The 14797-nt window shown below is 66.0% G+C and carries 15 protein-coding genes; 3 read left to right on the plus strand and 12 right to left on the minus strand.

The annotated features are described in order from the left end of the window. Positions 1-52 precede the first annotated feature (52 nt). Positions 53-1162 carry a DUF4192 family protein gene (locus ACW5CM_RS06270; protein ID WP_439255731.1) on the plus strand — a complete coding sequence of 370 codons (1110 nt, stop codon included), beginning with the start codon at positions 53-55 and terminating at the stop codon, positions 1160-1162. A 17-nt stretch (positions 1163-1179) separates the two neighbouring features. Here ACW5CM_RS06270 and lysS read toward each other — a convergent pair whose 3' ends face one another. Next, positions 1180-2709, minus strand: coding sequence for a lysine--tRNA ligase (gene lysS / locus ACW5CM_RS06275; RefSeq protein WP_457124514.1), 1530 nt, complete (start codon positions 2707-2709; stop codon positions 1180-1182). A 105-nt stretch (positions 2710-2814) separates the two neighbouring features. Here lysS and ACW5CM_RS06280 point away from each other — a divergent pair, with 105 nt between their 5' ends. Further along, positions 2815-4626, plus strand: a complete 1812-nt coding sequence (locus ACW5CM_RS06280) for a DUF2207 domain-containing protein (RefSeq protein ID WP_457124515.1) — start codon at positions 2815-2817, stop codon at positions 4624-4626. A gap of 11 nt (positions 4627-4637) precedes the next feature. On the opposite strand, the gene ACW5CM_RS06285 is transcribed toward ACW5CM_RS06280, so the two are convergent. From ACW5CM_RS06285 to hpt, 10 genes are all read right to left on the minus strand, one after another. Next, the gene (locus ACW5CM_RS06285; protein WP_439255728.1) at positions 4638-5327 is read right to left on the minus strand and encodes a DUF2520 domain-containing protein; all 690 of its coding nucleotides are present in this window, start codon (positions 5325-5327) and stop codon (positions 4638-4640) included. Continuing rightward, positions 5317-7053 carry a PH domain-containing protein gene (locus ACW5CM_RS06290; protein ID WP_457124516.1) on the minus strand — a complete coding sequence of 579 codons (1737 nt, stop codon included), beginning with the start codon at positions 7051-7053 and terminating at the stop codon, positions 5317-5319. The genes ACW5CM_RS06285 and ACW5CM_RS06290 overlap by 11 nt, the downstream gene beginning before the upstream one ends. Continuing rightward, positions 7050-7640 (minus strand): PH domain-containing protein, encoded by a 591-nt coding sequence (locus ACW5CM_RS06295; RefSeq protein ID WP_438253006.1) that lies wholly within the window; start codon positions 7638-7640, stop codon positions 7050-7052. Before ACW5CM_RS06295 ends, ACW5CM_RS06290 begins: the two co-directional genes overlap by 4 nt. Further along, a complete protein-coding gene (locus tag ACW5CM_RS06300; RefSeq protein WP_438253005.1) occupies positions 7597-8079 on the minus strand; it encodes a DUF3180 domain-containing protein in 483 nt (160 codons plus the stop codon). The genes ACW5CM_RS06295 and ACW5CM_RS06300 overlap by 44 nt, the downstream gene beginning before the upstream one ends. Continuing rightward, positions 8076-8618, minus strand: a complete 543-nt coding sequence (gene folK, locus ACW5CM_RS06305; protein WP_457124632.1) for a 2-amino-4-hydroxy-6-hydroxymethyldihydropteridine diphosphokinase — start codon at positions 8616-8618, stop codon at positions 8076-8078. The genes ACW5CM_RS06300 and folK overlap by 4 nt, the downstream gene beginning before the upstream one ends. 8 nt (positions 8619-8626) lie before the next feature. Further along, positions 8627-9001 (minus strand): dihydroneopterin aldolase, encoded by a 375-nt coding sequence (gene folB / locus ACW5CM_RS06310; RefSeq protein WP_438253068.1) that lies wholly within the window; start codon positions 8999-9001, stop codon positions 8627-8629. 2 nt (positions 9002-9003) lie between these two features. Next, positions 9004-9804: a dihydropteroate synthase gene (folP, locus tag ACW5CM_RS06315; RefSeq protein WP_457124517.1), complete on the minus strand. Its 801-nt coding sequence runs from the start codon at positions 9802-9804 to the stop codon at positions 9004-9006. Further along, positions 9801-10409 carry a GTP cyclohydrolase I gene (gene folE / locus ACW5CM_RS06320; RefSeq protein WP_438253002.1) on the minus strand — a complete coding sequence of 203 codons (609 nt, stop codon included), beginning with the start codon at positions 10407-10409 and terminating at the stop codon, positions 9801-9803. The genes folP and folE overlap by 4 nt, the downstream gene beginning before the upstream one ends. Before the next feature lie 2 nt (positions 10410-10411). Further along, positions 10412-12427 carry an ATP-dependent zinc metalloprotease FtsH gene (gene ftsH, locus ACW5CM_RS06325; RefSeq protein WP_438253001.1) on the minus strand — a complete coding sequence of 672 codons (2016 nt, stop codon included), beginning with the start codon at positions 12425-12427 and terminating at the stop codon, positions 10412-10414. A 104-nt stretch (positions 12428-12531) separates the two neighbouring features. Next, the gene (gene hpt, locus ACW5CM_RS06330) at positions 12532-13083 is read right to left on the minus strand and encodes a hypoxanthine phosphoribosyltransferase (protein WP_439255724.1); all 552 of its coding nucleotides are present in this window, start codon (positions 13081-13083) and stop codon (positions 12532-12534) included. Between the two features lie 87 nt (positions 13084-13170). Between hpt and ACW5CM_RS06335 the strand changes: the two genes are divergently transcribed. Further along, positions 13171-13746, plus strand: a complete 576-nt coding sequence (locus tag ACW5CM_RS06335; RefSeq protein ID WP_457124518.1) for a DUF937 domain-containing protein — start codon at positions 13171-13173, stop codon at positions 13744-13746. Between the two features lie 5 nt (positions 13747-13751). Here ACW5CM_RS06335 and tilS read toward each other — a convergent pair whose 3' ends face one another. Further along, positions 13752-14750, minus strand: a complete 999-nt coding sequence (gene tilS, locus ACW5CM_RS06340) for a tRNA lysidine(34) synthetase TilS (RefSeq protein WP_457124519.1) — start codon at positions 14748-14750, stop codon at positions 13752-13754. Positions 14751-14797: the final 47 nt, after the last annotated feature.

The following is a 14797-nucleotide window of genomic DNA, read 5'->3' on the forward strand; positions in this document are numbered from 1 at the left end:
GATGTGGCTGTGAGTTCGGTTTCGGATGCTCGAACCGCGGCACACTTTCGACATGAACACAGTCCTTCGAGCCACCGATTCCGCCGAGTTCCTCGGCATCGTGCCCACCCTTGCCGGGTTCAGACCCCGACAGAGCGTCGTCCTGCTCCCCTTTCACGATTCCCGCACTCACGGCGCCATGCGCATCGATCTGCCCCGCCCCGACGTTGACCTGAACACCTACGTCGACACCGCTGTAGAGCTGATCACTCGGGTCGATGGGATGAACGCTATCGCTGTCGTGGTCTACACCGATGAGTACCCGCAGCACACCCCCGACGGCATCGTTCTGCCATCGTGCGTGCTGGTCGACAATCTCCTCGAGGTGGTCGATGATCTGGGGCTGCGCATCGTGGATGCCCTCTGCGTGACCCCGGAGGGGTGGTCGAGCTATCTGGATGACGACCCGGTCCTGCAGCCGCTCGACGTCATTCCCGAACCCGCAGCGCCCCCGGAACTCGACGTCGACACCGATCAGGATGCCGGAGCGGAGCTGCCGAAGATCGGCGTGTTCGAGCAGGAACGAGTCGCCCGGGCTCTGCGTGATCTGACCGCATTCCTCTCCGCCGATGAGGAGCCGCGCAACCAGCGCATCAATCCGCAGGCCATCGAAGCATCCGGAATGCTCGACGATCTGCCGCAGTTCTTCGAAGACGCTCTCGACGACCCCGAGAATATGCCGCCGTACGCCGCGGCCGGGCTGCTGTGGTGTCTGAACCTGCCGCCGTTCCGCGACTCCGCGCTGCTGCAATGGGCGACGGATCTGCCTACCGGCGTTCGCGCATTGGCGGCGCAGCTGGCCTATGCGCACGAGGCGGAGACCATCTCGGATGAGCTCGGAATGGTACTGCTCGGTCGCGGCATCGCGCCGGATCCTGAACGGCTCAAGGCAGCGCTGGCCCTGACGCAGCACCTTGCCGCGCGAGCACCACGCGCCGCGCGTCCGGCGCCCCTCACTCTCGCAGCTTGGCTGTCGTGGGCGCTGGGTCGCTCAACCCATACCGCCCGCTATCTCGACGCCGTCGCCGAGATCGACCCGGCGTACTCGATGGCACGGTTGATCGATGTCATGACGAGCGCTGCTGTGCTGCCCGAGTGGGTTTTCCAGCGCGGGGGCGCATAAGCCCCCCGCGCTGATGGTCACTTGACGAGCGGGAACAGAATCGTCTCGCGGATGCCCAGGCCGGTGATCGCCATGAGCAGCCGGTCGATGCCCATCCCCATACCGCCCGATGGCGGCATACCGTGCTCCAGGGCACGGAGGAACTCCTCATCGACTCGCATCGCCTCGACGTCTCCGCGGGAGGCAAGCTTCGCCTGCTCGACGAAGCGCTCCCGCTGGATGACCGGATCGACGAGCTCGGAATAGCCGGTGGCCAGTTCGAACCCGCGAATGTACAGGTCCCACTTCTCCACGACGCCCGGAATCGAGCGGTGCTCGCGCACCAGCGGCGAGGTGTCGACGGGGAAGTCCATCACGAAGGTCGGGCGGGTCAGATCACCCTTGACGAAGTGCTCCCACAGTTCTTCGATGAGCTTGCCGTGCGTGGCGTGCGGCGGCACATCCACACCGTGCTTCTCTGCGAAGGCGATGAGGTCTTCGACGGCATCCTCGGTCGTGAATGTGCGCGCAGTCGCCTCGGACAGCGAGTCGTACATCGACACGCGATCCCACTGGCCACCGAGGTCGTACTCGGTGCCGTCAGCCCACGTCACCGTCGTCGAACCAGAAACGGCGATGGCAGCCTTCTGCACGAGTTCTTGGGTCATCTCCGCCATCTGGTTGTAGTCGCCGTAGGCCTGATAGGCCTCGAGCATGGCGAACTCCGGGCTGTGCGTCGAGTCCGCACCTTCGTTGCGGAAGTTGCGGTTGATCTCGAACACGCGCTCGAGACCGCCGACAACCGCGCGCTTCAGGTAGAGCTCGGGCGCGATGCGCAGGTACAGCTCGGTATCGAAGGCGTTGGAGTGCGTGATGAACGGACGAGCGGATGCCCCGCCGTGCTGCACCTGCAGCATCGGCGTCTCCACCTCAAGGTATTCGTGTGAGGAGAACGTCGCACGAAGGCTCGCGTTGACCGCGGCCCGTGCACGCACGGTGACGCGTGCCTGCTCGCGGAGAATGAGGTCGAGGTAACGGCTGCGCACGCGGCTCTCATCGCTCAGGTCGGCGTAGGCGTTCGGCAGCGGCAGGATCGCTTTCGATGCGATCGTCCAGTCATCTGCCATGATCGACAGCTCGCCGCGGCGGCTGGAGATGACTTGGCCGTGCACGAAGACGTGGTCGCCGAGATCGACGAACTCCTTCCAGCCCGCAAGCGATTCATCGCCGACCTCTGCCAGTGAGACCATCGCCTGGATGCGAGAGCCATCGCCGGCCTGCAGGGTGGCGAAGCAGAGCTTGCCGGTGTTGCGGCTGAACACCACACGACCGGCGACACCGACGACGACGCCGGTCTCGGCCCCGGCCTCGAGGTCGCCGTATTCGGCGCGCAGCGCGGGGATAGTGTGCGTCACGGGAACAGCGACCGGGAACGCCCCGCCCGCGGCATCCGCTCGCTGTTCGATCAGCCGCTCTCGCTTGGCGAGACGCACGGCCTTCTGCTCGTGAATGTCCTCGGCGGAGGCGTCGTCGGGGGTTGATGCAGGCGCGTCAGGCGCGGGGGTCATAGCGGCTCCTTGAAAGTCTGTCCCAGTTTACCGGGCTGGGCACTCGCCCCCTTCCCCTGGGGGCTTCGTCCAGGTAGCCGCAGCACGCGTGGCTACGCTCGAAGCATGACTCCGAGTCGCCTTCCCCGTATTCTCGCTCTTCTCGCCGCGGCGGTGGGGGCGGTGCTGTTCGGGTCGGCGCCCGCAACAGCGGCTGTTGCCGCGTCGACGAACGTCAACGACTTCGACTTCTCGTCGTGGGATTCCACGTTCGAGATCAGCCTCGATGACGAGGGACGCGCGAAGATGCACGTCGAGGAGACCCGCGTTGCGGAGTTCCCCGACTTCGACCAGAACCGCGGAATCGTCGCCGGCTACCCGACTTCTTTCGAGGGCGCCAGCATCGACACGAGGATCCTCTCCGTGCGCGATGAGAACGGTGACGACGTCCCCTACGAGACCGATGACGACGACGGTTTCCTGTATGTACTCACGGGCAACGACGACTATGTGCACGGCCCGACGACGTACGTCATCGAGTACGAGATGCGCGATGTGATCCTCGCGGCGACCGAGAGCGGGCTCGACGAGTTCTATTGGAACCTTCTGCCCCTGGACAGCACTCAGGACATTGCATCCTTCCACGCGGAGATCCGCTTTGATGATCAGCTGGCCGAACATCTCACCGGCAGCGCCTCCTCCTGCTACCAGGGAGAGCAGGATTCCACCGCCACGTGCGACATCACCATCGACGGCGCGACGTTCAGCGTCGCCGCGCGTGATGTGCCTGCGGGCGAAGGCCTTACTGTCGCGATCGGCCTCGATTCGGGCACGGTGACTCAGCCGTCCGCGCGCCAGCCCAACGCTGCCACCGACGTACTGCCGTACGCCGTGGGCGGCGGTGCTCTTCTGCTCTCGCTCGGCGGGTGGTTCGCCACTCGATCCATGATTCGCTCCCGCCGACGCGGAACCGGCATCATCGTCGCACAGTACGACGTGCCCGGTTCCATGCCGCCTCTGCTGGCGAGTGCGATCGTCCCGAAGGCGAAGGACGCTCTCAGCGCCCAGATCATCCACCTCGCTGTGCAGGGCCTGCTCCGCGTGGAGGAGCTCCCGGAGGAAGGCCAGAAGAAGCGTCGGCCACGCCTGCGCCGACTCGACGCACCGATTCCCGATCCGCTCGATCAACGGTCACTGAAGGCACTGTTCGGCAGCACCGAATTGGGCGTCGTCATGAAGATGCCCAAGAACAGCTCGTCATTTGCGGCACGGATTCAGAAGCTGCTCGCGGCGGCGCCGAAGGAAGCGGACAAGCGCGGATTCACGACGCAGGCCCGCAGCACGCTGGCACGCATCATCCAGACCCTCGCTCTGGTGGTGTTCGCCGGCATGGTGCTTCTGCTGGGCTGGGGCATGTTCACCGGACGCGCGTCGGCAGGTCCGGTCTTTTTCATGACTCTGCTGTGCGGCATCGCCGTGCTCATCTCCAGCGTCGTCGCCTTCAAAAAGCACACCGTCCTCACCAAGGAAGGTGCACTGCAGTTGGAGTATCTGGAGGGCGTGCGCGAGTTCATTCGCGTCGCCGAAGCCGACCGGCTGCAGATGCTGCAGTCGTACACCGGCGCAGAGCGGCGCAGCGACGGCAGCATCGATGTGATCCACCTCTACGAGAAGCTGCTCCCCTATGCGATCTTGTTCGGCCAGGAGCGCGAATGGGGCACGGTGCTCGAAGTCGCCTACGGCGCCGCGCAGCAAGACCCGGAATGGGTCAACGGCTCCCACTACGGCCTGGTCACCCGCATGCTGATCTTCTCGTCGGTCACCCAGACGTCGTCCACCTACACAGCCCCGAGCAGCGGTTCATCGAGCGCCGGCGGGTCGATGGGTGGAGGCTTCTCCGGCGGCGGAGGCGGCGGCGGGTTCTCCGGCGGACGCTGACGGCCAGGGCGTCAGGGCAGGAGCGGGTCGGATGCCTCGCGCAGCGCCCGTTCGACGGTCGACTGCACGAGCGCAGAGAGGTACCCGCCCGGGTTCTCCACGCCGATTCCCCGCAGCAGCGACGTCGACTGTCCGATGATCGCTCGAGAGAATTCGGATGCCGTCGCAATCGCCTCCGCGTAGGCCGCACGGTTGTCTTCATCGACGACGACCGGCTCGCACCCCAGTTCCACGGCGAGCGCCTGCGCGATCGGCAGCACCGGAGCGGGGGCTGTGACAGCAGCGAAGCTCACCTGCAGTTGGCGCAGATCAATCGAGGTTCCGGTGAATGAGATCGCCGGGTGCACCGCCAGCGGGATCGCGCCCGAACGCTGCGCGGGCTCGAGCACACCGATCCCATACGCCGGGTCGGTGTGCAGCACGAGCTGTCCGGGTTGCCAAGCACCGACCTCGGCGAGACCGTGGACGAGGCCCGGTAGTTCCTCATGCGGCACGGCCAGGATCACCAACTCGCTGCGCCGCAGCACTTCGGCGGCGTCGAGCACCGGAACATCCGGAAGGATCCCGGCAACACGATCGTCGTCGGACCCGCTCGTGATCCCCGTGATCGCATGCCCCGCTCCGGCCAGCGCAGCACCGATCACCGGCCCGACTCGTCCGGCGCCGACGATGCCGACACCGAGGCGTCCGTCACGCTTCACGCGGTTCCCCGTCTGCGTCCGCGGCCGCTGAGCCTGTCGAAGGGCCCCCGCCCGCAGCATCCTCCACCACGTGAACGTGCTGCGCCCACCGGTGGCTCTGATCCCGCCCAGTCGCGGCGTAGGTTTTCTGCGCGATATCGTGCATCGTCGCCATCATTGTGACGCTGTCGATTCCGACGACCTCGCCGAGGATCGGCCCGGCGACGCTGTGCGCCTTCATCCAGGCCACCCGCTGGACGCGGTCGATGGGCCCCTGCGAGACGGAGATGCCCTGCAGCCGAGCCAGCGGGACAACAGCGAGCTTGCGCCATACCTGGCCGCGACGCATCAGCAGTGCGAAGTCAGTGACGGCGAGTCCATGCCTCTTCCACGACACCGGTCGGCGCCACCATGCTCGCCGCTCCAGTGAGGTGTACGGATCCTCAGCCTGCGGCCCCAGGATGCCGTGCTCCCAGACCAGCGGCAGATCCTCCGCCGGCAGGTTCGGGAGGATCAGTGCGAGCACGCGCTCCACGTCGGCGCGGGTGCCGACCGGGAGCACCACGTTGAACTGCTGCGCCGAGCTGGACTGCTGCTGTGAGGCGCTTTTTCCCGACATGCGGTTGATCTTGATCGCCCACCAGCCGAAGGGCCGCCACAGCAACGACTGCGTCACTTCAGCCGCGAAGATGCGGCCAGGCGGAATCGTCTCGGTCACCGTAGTGAACAGGCCGTAGGTGATGCGCACACCGTCGGGGGTGGGAGCGATCGAGTAGCGCAGCGACTTGGAGATCTGGCCCCAGGTGATGGCGACTGTCGCGATGATGAACGGAATCCCCATCCCGAGGATTATTGCCACCACGCCGATCCAGGCATCCGGGTCCCCGTCGGAGAGGATCACGGGGATCGTGAATCCGAGCGAGACCGCGTAGATCACCAGGAAGAACAGGAACCAGAGAACCCCGGTCAGTAAATGTGAGCCGACGAGTCGGCCGGTGGGGATCTTCACGACACTTTCCGGCTCGACGTCTGCCAGGTCCACGCCGCCGATGAGGTCATTGACCCCGTGGTTCATCGAACCGACCAGCTGCGAGCGCATCGTCGCCGACGCTGTTGCCGGCTGCACACCGGGGGTCTCGCCACGACGCATCGCGCGTGCTCCGGATGCGAGGCGGAGGATGTCTGAGCGCACACCCTCGGCCTTGGACGTGGAAAGGTACTCCAGCGGCACGTTCGCGTCGGTTCCCGCACCGACGACCTCGAGTTTGGCCAGCCCGATCAGGCGTGCGGGGAAGGGCCGCGTCAGGTTGACGCCCTGCACACGATCCAGGGGCGCCCGACGCTGCGAACGGAAGATGATGCCTTTTCGCACCTCGACGTGTTCGTCGGAGATGCGGAATTCCTGGAACCGCCAGACCATCCAAAAGAGCAGAATCAGCACGATGAGAACGCCGAGCACGGCGAGCAGTGCGACCAGAATGAGGTTGTTCGCCATCACCCAGTCCACGGGGTCACCGGCGCCGTAGTACTCGTCGACATGTACCTCTTCTGGGGCGAAGAGGTTGATCGCCCAGAAGATGATGCGATCGCGGAAGTTGTTCAGCACGACACCGGCGACGATGATGAGCACCAGGCCGCCCTTGAACAGCGGGGTCAGCGGGTGCAGCCGATGCCATTCACCGTCTGCGAGCGATGTGCTCGGCACGGGAACGTTCTGTGCTGGCGTGCTCTCGGCGGGGGTGCTCACAGGCCGGTCCGACGGGTCTCGGCGACCTCGATGAGGGTGTCGCGAAGTGCTTCGGCAGCGGCCTGGGTCAGTCCCGGAATCTGCACACCCGTCGTCGCCGCGGCAGTGACCAGCTTCAGCTGAGATACGCCGAAGGCGCGGTCGAGCGGCCCGTGCGTGATGTCGACCAGCTGCATGCGCCCGTAGGGAACGGCGATGACGCGCTGCCACAGAATGCCCTTGCGGAACACGATGTCATCCGCACGCAGCATGTAGCCGACAGCCTTCGCCTGGCGGGGCAGGATCACCAGAGTGAACAGAATCACCACGGTGATGATCCCGGCGGGAATCCACACCCACTTCTGGTCGAAGACCAGTCCGACGACAAGCGCCGCGATGATCACCAGGGCGAGCAGCAGCCCCTCCTGCACGAACTGCGAGACGACGTAGCGCGGCGAGATCTGGTGCCAGTGCCCATCAAGCGCCAGTCGTCCGGCCCCGCGAGGCTCGCGGATCTGCTCGTAGGTGCCCTCATCGAGCACCGGTTGCGCAGCCGGTGATCGGTCAGCGCCCGTCGGCTCCGGCGGTGTGATCTGGCTGTCGGTCATCAGGTTCCTTCGGAAGAGTGCAGAAGTGTTCAGCGACGAGTGCTGCGGCAACGAGGACGAGCGAACTCACCACGAGCGCGGCCATCGCCACAATCGACCCTACCTGTGCGGTCACCGGCCGCGAGAGGAGAAACACTCCTAACCCGGCACCGAAACCCGCCATGAGCGCGCCCAGAAGGCTCGATGCCCGCGCGAGCGTCGCCGCACGGATTGCGCGGAACGGATCGATACGTCCGGCCGTGCGCCCCTGCACGCTGCGCCGTACCGGCCACGCGAGCGCGAGCACGGCGGCCGCGATCAGCAGCAGGAGGACGGGCAAGAAACCTGATGGGGCGAAAGTTGCGCGTCCCGATACCGTCAGCAGATGGTCAAGCAGATACCCCGCTCCGCCGCCGACCAACGCGAGCAGGATCAGCGCGACCGCAGATGTGCGCTTCACGGATGCCCCTGGCTGCTGCCCGCGGCATCCGTTCGCAGATCCGCGACCAGACGATCAATCCGTCCGACTCCGGGGATTTCGGCATCCGGATCGAGGCTCAGCCACGGCTCCAAGACGAACAGCCGCTCGGCGGCGCGCGGATGCGGCAACAGCAGCTGTGGATCGTCCGAGGTCACGTCTGCATAGGTGATCAGGTCGAGGTCGAGGGTGCGGTCGCCCCAGCGTTCCCGTCGCACCCGACCGTGCTCGTCCTCGATGGCGTGCAGCAGCCCGAGCAGGACTTCGGGCGCGAGCCGGGTGGCGAACACGACGACGGCGTTCACATAGGTCGGAGCATCCGGGTCCGGTCCATCCAGGCGCACCGCCACCGTCTCGTACAGCGGCGACAGCCGCACGTCCTCGACGAGCGGCAGCCGGGAGATGCGCTCGACCGCACGGCGGATCGTCTCTTCGCGGTCGCCGAGATTCGCCCCGATGGCGACCACCGCGTTCACGCTTTCGCGACCGGACCGTGCGTTCGGGGCGGTCAACGGGGGCATCCTCGTCATCAACCCTCCCCCGCCTGCGTGCGTGTGATCTGCACCGATACGTCCGAGAAAGTCAGGGCGATCGGAGCATGCGGCTTGTGGACCGTAACGGTCACCTGCTGAACACGCCGGTCCGCGAGTGCGACGTCGGCGATGCGCTGGGCGAGCGTCTCGATGAGGTTGACCGGTTCACCGGCGACAACGGCCGCCACGTTCTCGGCGAGCTCGCCGTAGTGGACGGTGTCGGTGACATCATCGGATGCCGCGGCATCCGTCAGCGGAAGATGCAGGCTGAGGTCGATCACGAACTCCTGGCCGCTCTCGCGTTCGTGCTCGAAGACGCCGTGTCGGCCGAACACCGTGAGCCCGGTGAGCTGAATCACATCGGTCGACATCGTCATCCCTCCCAGGCGTGCGCGACCGCGAGGGCATCCCGGGTCGCTGCGACGTTGTGCACCCGCACGGCCCAGATACCGTGACGGGCTGCGAGAGCGCTGGTGACCGCGGTGGCAAGATCGCGGCGTTCGATGTCGACGTCCGCGGGAGCGCCACTGAGCGTCTCGGACAGGAACCGTTTGCGCGAGGTGCCGATGAGCACCCGATGCCCGAGCGCCTTGATATCGGCGATCCCGCGCAGCACATCCCAGTTCTGCTCCCCCGCCTTGGCGAATCCGATGCCCGGGTCGACGATGATGCGTGCCGGTGCGATGCCGGCGGCGGCCGCCGCACCCACGCGCGCTCGCAGTTCGCTCGCGACCTCGCGTGACGCCCGACGGTAGTCGGCGTGCGCATACATGTCGTCTGAAGGACCCCGCCAGTGTCCGATCGCGAAATCGGCGCCGGATGAGGCGACGGCTGCCAGCATGCCGGGGTCGGCGAGACCGCCGGAGACGTCATTGACGATGCGGGCGCCGGCTCGAACTGCGGCTGCGGCTGTCGAGGCGTTCAGTGTGTCGATGCTCACCGGAATGCCGCGGGCGGCGAAGGCTTCGACAACAGGCAGCACCCGTTGCTCTTCGACGGCCGGATCGACGCGTTCGGAGCCAGGACGGGTCGACTCGCCGCCGACATCGAGCACGGATGCACCGGCATCTCGCAGTGCGAGTCCGTGGGCGATCGCACGCTGAGGGTCGATGAACTGCCCGCCGTCGCTGAAGGAGTCCGGTGTGACGTTGACGATGCCCCAGATGCCGGTCATTGATCCGGTCCCTGAGCCGGTCGAAGGGTACCGATCAGTGCGATCAGTTCCTGCCGTGCGATCGGCTCGCTGTAGTCACCGCGCGCAGCGATCGTCAGCGTGGAGGCTTCACTCTGGCGGCCGCCGCGCATCGTCACGCACCCGTGCGTGGCATCCAGCACCACCAGCACACCGCGAGTATCGAGGTGCTCGGCGATGGTGTCGGCGATCTGCTCACCGAGCCGTTCCTGCACCTGCGGGCGGGCGGCGAGAGTCTCGACAACACGGACGAGCGCTCCGAGGCCGACGACCTGCTCACCCGGCAGATAGGCGATGTGCGCACGGCCGGCGAAGGGCAGCAGGTGGTGCTCGCACACCGAGCGGAAACGGATGTCACGCAGCATCACAGCGCCTGACGGCAGCGTCTCGGGCGCCGGACCGCGAGAAACGCTGATCGTACGAGCGAGCGGCTCCGCAGCATCCTCACCGACTCCGGCGAAGAACTCCGCGTACAGATCGGCCATCCGCGCCGGCGTCTGCTTGAGTCCTGGGCGCTCCGGATCCTCTCCGATCGCTTCGAGAAGCTCGCGAGTCAGCCGCTCGACACGCTCCCTGTCGACGGCCACGATCAGGCCGTCGCCGGGCGTGCCTGTCCGGATGCCGGCGCGCCGTCGGTCGCACCGAGAGATGCCGAAGCATCCGCCGCGCCCTCGACGGAAGCTGCAGCATCCGCCGGAATCACGCGCTTGGGCACCTCGATCGGGGGACGCTCCGACACCGGGCGCTCGTTGCTCGACAGCCACAGCGGGCGCTCGGGAAGCTTGCGCACATCGCTGAAGATCTCGGCGATCCGGTTGTGGTCGAGGGTCTCCTCCTCGAGGAGGGCCAGGGCGAGGCGGTCGAGGACGTCACGGTTGTCGCTGATCACCTGGTAGGCCTCATCGTGCGCCTGCTCGATGAGCTGTCGCACCTGATTGTCGACGCGTTCGGCCACCGATTCGGAGTACTCGCGCCCGCGGCCCATGTCGCGACCAGCGAAGGGCTCGCCGCCCTCGGAGCCGAGCTTGATCGGGCCGAGATCGGTCGTCATGCCGTACTCGATGACCATCTTGCGGGCGATGCTGGTCGCCTTCTCGATGTCGTTGGACGCACCGGTGGTCGGGTCGTGGAAGATGAGCTCCTCCGCGACGCGGCCACCCATCGCGTAGGTCAGCTGGTCCTGCAGTTCGTTGCGCGTGACCGAGTACTTGTCATCCAGCGGCATCACCATCGTGTAGCCGAGGGCCTTGCCACGAGGCAGGATCGTGATCTTGGTGACGGGATCGGTGTAGTTCATCGCCGCCGCAGCCAGTGCGTGTCCACCCTCGTGGTACGCGGTGATGAGCCGCTCACGATCCTTCATGACGCGCGTGCGACGCTGCGGGCCGGCGATCACGCGGTCGATGGCTTCGTCCAGCGCACGGTTATCGACCAGCTGCGCGTTCGAGCGCGCGGTCAGCAGCGCAGCCTCATTAAGCACGTTGGCAAGATCTGCACCGGTGAAGCCCGGGGTCTTGCGTGCGACGACTTCGAGGTCGACGCTCTCTGCGAGCGGCTTGCCCTTGGCGTGCACCTGCAGAATGTGCAGTCGGCCCTTGAGGTCCGGAGCATCCACACCGATCTGGCGGTCGAAACGGCCCGGGCGCAACAGGGCAGGATCGAGGATGTCGGGGCGGTTCGTCGCCGCGATCACGATGACGTTCGCGTTCGGGTCAAAGCCGTCCATCTCGACGAGCATCTGGTTCAGCGTCTGCTCACGCTCATCGTTGCCGCCACCCATGCCGGCACCGCGGTGACGTCCGACGGCGTCGATCTCATCGATGAAGATGATGGCGGGAGAGTTCTCCTTGGCCTGGTTGAACAGGTCACGCACTCGGGATGCGCCGACACCGACGAACATCTCGACGAAGTCAGAACCCGAAATCGAGTAGAACGGGGCACCCGCTTCGCCGGCGACAGCGCGGGCGAGCAGGGTCTTGCCGGTTCCGGGAGGGCCGTACAGCAGCACGCCCTTCGGGATACGAGCGCCGATCGCCTGGAACCGCGCGGGATCCTGGAGGAAATCCTTGATCTCCTCGAGCTCCTCGATCGCCTCATCGGCCCCGGCGACATCGGCGAAGGTGACCGTCGGCGTCTCCTTGCTGACCAGCTTCGCCTTGGACTTGCCGAACTGCATGACCTTGCCGCCGCCGCCCTGCATCGAGGACAGCAGCCACCAGAACAGCAGCCCCAGCAGGACGAGCGGAAGAAGAAGAGAGAGGAAGCCGTCAAACCAGGTCGCGCGCGGCACGACGTCGTTGAAGCCGTCCTTCGGGTCTGCCTGGGTGATGGCGGTGACAACCTCGTCCGCGCGGGCATCCACGTAGTAGAACTGGACCTTCTTGGAGTCCTCGAACGCCTTCGACAGCGTCATATCGACACGCTGATCACCGTCGGTGTTCGTGACCTCGGTGACGGTCTCGCCGGAGAGAAGGTCGAGGCCTTCCTGCGTCGTGATCGTCTTCGGAGCGCCGAGGTTCGAGATCAGCAGAAACCCGCCGAACAGCAAAATACCGATCAGCGCCACATACACCAGCGGATTCCGGGTGATCTTCTTCACGTTCATGATGCGATCAGCGTATCGCGCCTCGGTTAGTGGTCCCCTGTGATTCGCCCACGGCGTACGCTTTCGACCGCTGAGCTTGTTGAAGCGTCCGGGCGGCGCGCGACTTAGGAGTACACGTGCGGCGCGAGCACCGCGACGTCGCGCAGGTTGCGGTAGCGCTCGTCGTAGTCGAGGCCGTAGCCGACGACGAAGTCGGTGGGAATGTCGAAGCCGACGTACTTGCAGTCGATTTCGACCTTGGCCGCTTCGGGTTTGCGCAGCAGCGCCAGCACTTCAATCGACTCGGGTCCGCGCGACTCGAAGTTCTCCAGCAGCCAGCTCAGGGTGAGCCCCGAGTCGATGATGTCCTCGACGATCAGCACGTGCTTGCCGTGCAGATCGGTGTCGAGGTCCTTGCGGATCTGCACAACACCGCTTGATTTCGTGCTGGATCCGTAGCTGGACACCGCCATCCAGTCCATCGGTGCGTGCATGGGCAGCGCCCGGGCGAAGTCGGCCATCACCATCACCGCGCCCTTGAGAACGCCGACCAGCAGCAGGTCTTTGCCGGCATAGTCTTCGGTGACTCGGGCTGCGAGCTCATCGAGTTTGGCGATGATCTCCTCCTCTGTGACGAGGATGTCTGCAAGGTCTTCTTGAATTTCAGCCGCACGCATGTATTGCATTTTAGGTGACGGATGCTGTGGGTGCCCCGCTACTGTGATGATCAAGCGGGCGTTCGCCCTCAGATGGAAGGACTTCTCATGGCTCTCGACGACATCCTCAAGCAGCTACCACTCGATGACATCGCGGCAAAGCTCGGTGTCTCCCCGGACGTCGCGAAGTCGGCTGTCGAGCAGGGCGGGGCCGTTCTGCTGAGCGGTCTGGCCCAGAACGCACAGAGCAGCGAAGGCTCGGCGGCGATCCAGAACGCGCTCAAGAAGCACCAGGGCGCGTCGGGGGCATCCTCGCTCGATGACATCGACCAGGCCGATGGCGGCAAGATCGTCAAGCACGTGCTGGGTGATTCTGAGAAGGACGTCACCGCGAAGCTGAACTCGTCGGAGAAGACCGCCGGAATCGACTTCGGAAAGCTGCTGCCGATCCTCGCGCCGATCGTCATGGGCCTGATCGCGAATGCGACGAAGGACAAGTCTTCATCGAACAACGCAGAATCCGGTGGCGGACTCGGCGATGTCATCGGCGGGCTCCTCGGCGGCGGGAACAGCTCGGGCGGCGGCATCGGCGACCTGCTCGGCGGTCTTCTCGGCGGCGGCAACAATTCCGGCGGTGGGGGCATCGGCGACCTGCTGGGCGGACTCTTCGGCGGGAAGAAGTAGCCCGCTCATCGAGCGGTGAAGACGATCCGCCCACCCTGCCGCGCGGCCGTGCACCCGGGCAGATCGATCGGGCCCTGACCTGACCAGTCGGTCACCAGTCGAGCGACTTCGACGGTCTGCGTGCGGGTCAGGCTCGCCCCGAACTCGCTGTCCGCGACGAGGCGGATGATGCGGTTGCGAAGGGCAGCCGGGTTCGCCGCGAGCGCCGCGACGCTGACAGAGATCCCGGCCTCGGCATGCTCGACGATGTCTTCGATCGTCTCGTGGATCATCTCGTCGAACGCTTCGGCGTCTTCGCGCAGCTGCTCGGCTGTTCGCGCGAGCGCTTCGGCGATGCCGGGGCCGAGTTCTGATTCCAGGACCGGAAGCACGCGTTCGCGCACGCGGACTCGTGCGAACCGGTCTTGGAGATTATGCGGATCATCCCAGGGTGTGAAATCGGATGCTGCGCAGAACGCGCGGGTCACTTCACGCCGCACCGCCAGCATCGGCCGGAGCCATGCGACGCCCTCGTCGTCGGTGCGTGCTGGTGCCATTCCCATGAGGCTGGCGGCTCCGGAGCCGCGGGCGAGCCCGAGCAGCACCGTTTCGGCCTGGTCGTCGAGCGTGTGTCCCAGCAGCACTGCGCGGGCGCGCAGCTCGATCGCGATTCGACGCAGCGCCGCGTAGCGCGCGTCGCGGGCCGCGGCCTCTGGCCCGCCGGTCCCCGTTCCGCTGCATGCGACGTGCACGCGCTCGCTGAGTGCACGGATGCCAAGGCCTTCCGCCTTCGCGACGGCCGAAGCCGCAACCTCCGCCGATCGTTCTTGCAGACCGTGGTCGATCGTGACGCTCACCACCTGGATGCTCCGCGCGCGCGCTTCGAAGGCGGTCGCAGCAGCGAGCGCCAGAGAGTCTGCACCACCCGAGAGCGCGACGACGACGGTCGAGTCGTCGGGCAGGTCGAGAAGGGCGGTGCGCACGGCGCGGCGAAGCTCAGCGATAGCGGGTGACAGAGAGGGCACACGACAACGGTACGACACCGAAGAGCCCCTACCGCGGCATCCGTCTC

The organism is Microbacterium wangyouchuni, from assembly GCF_054072595.1.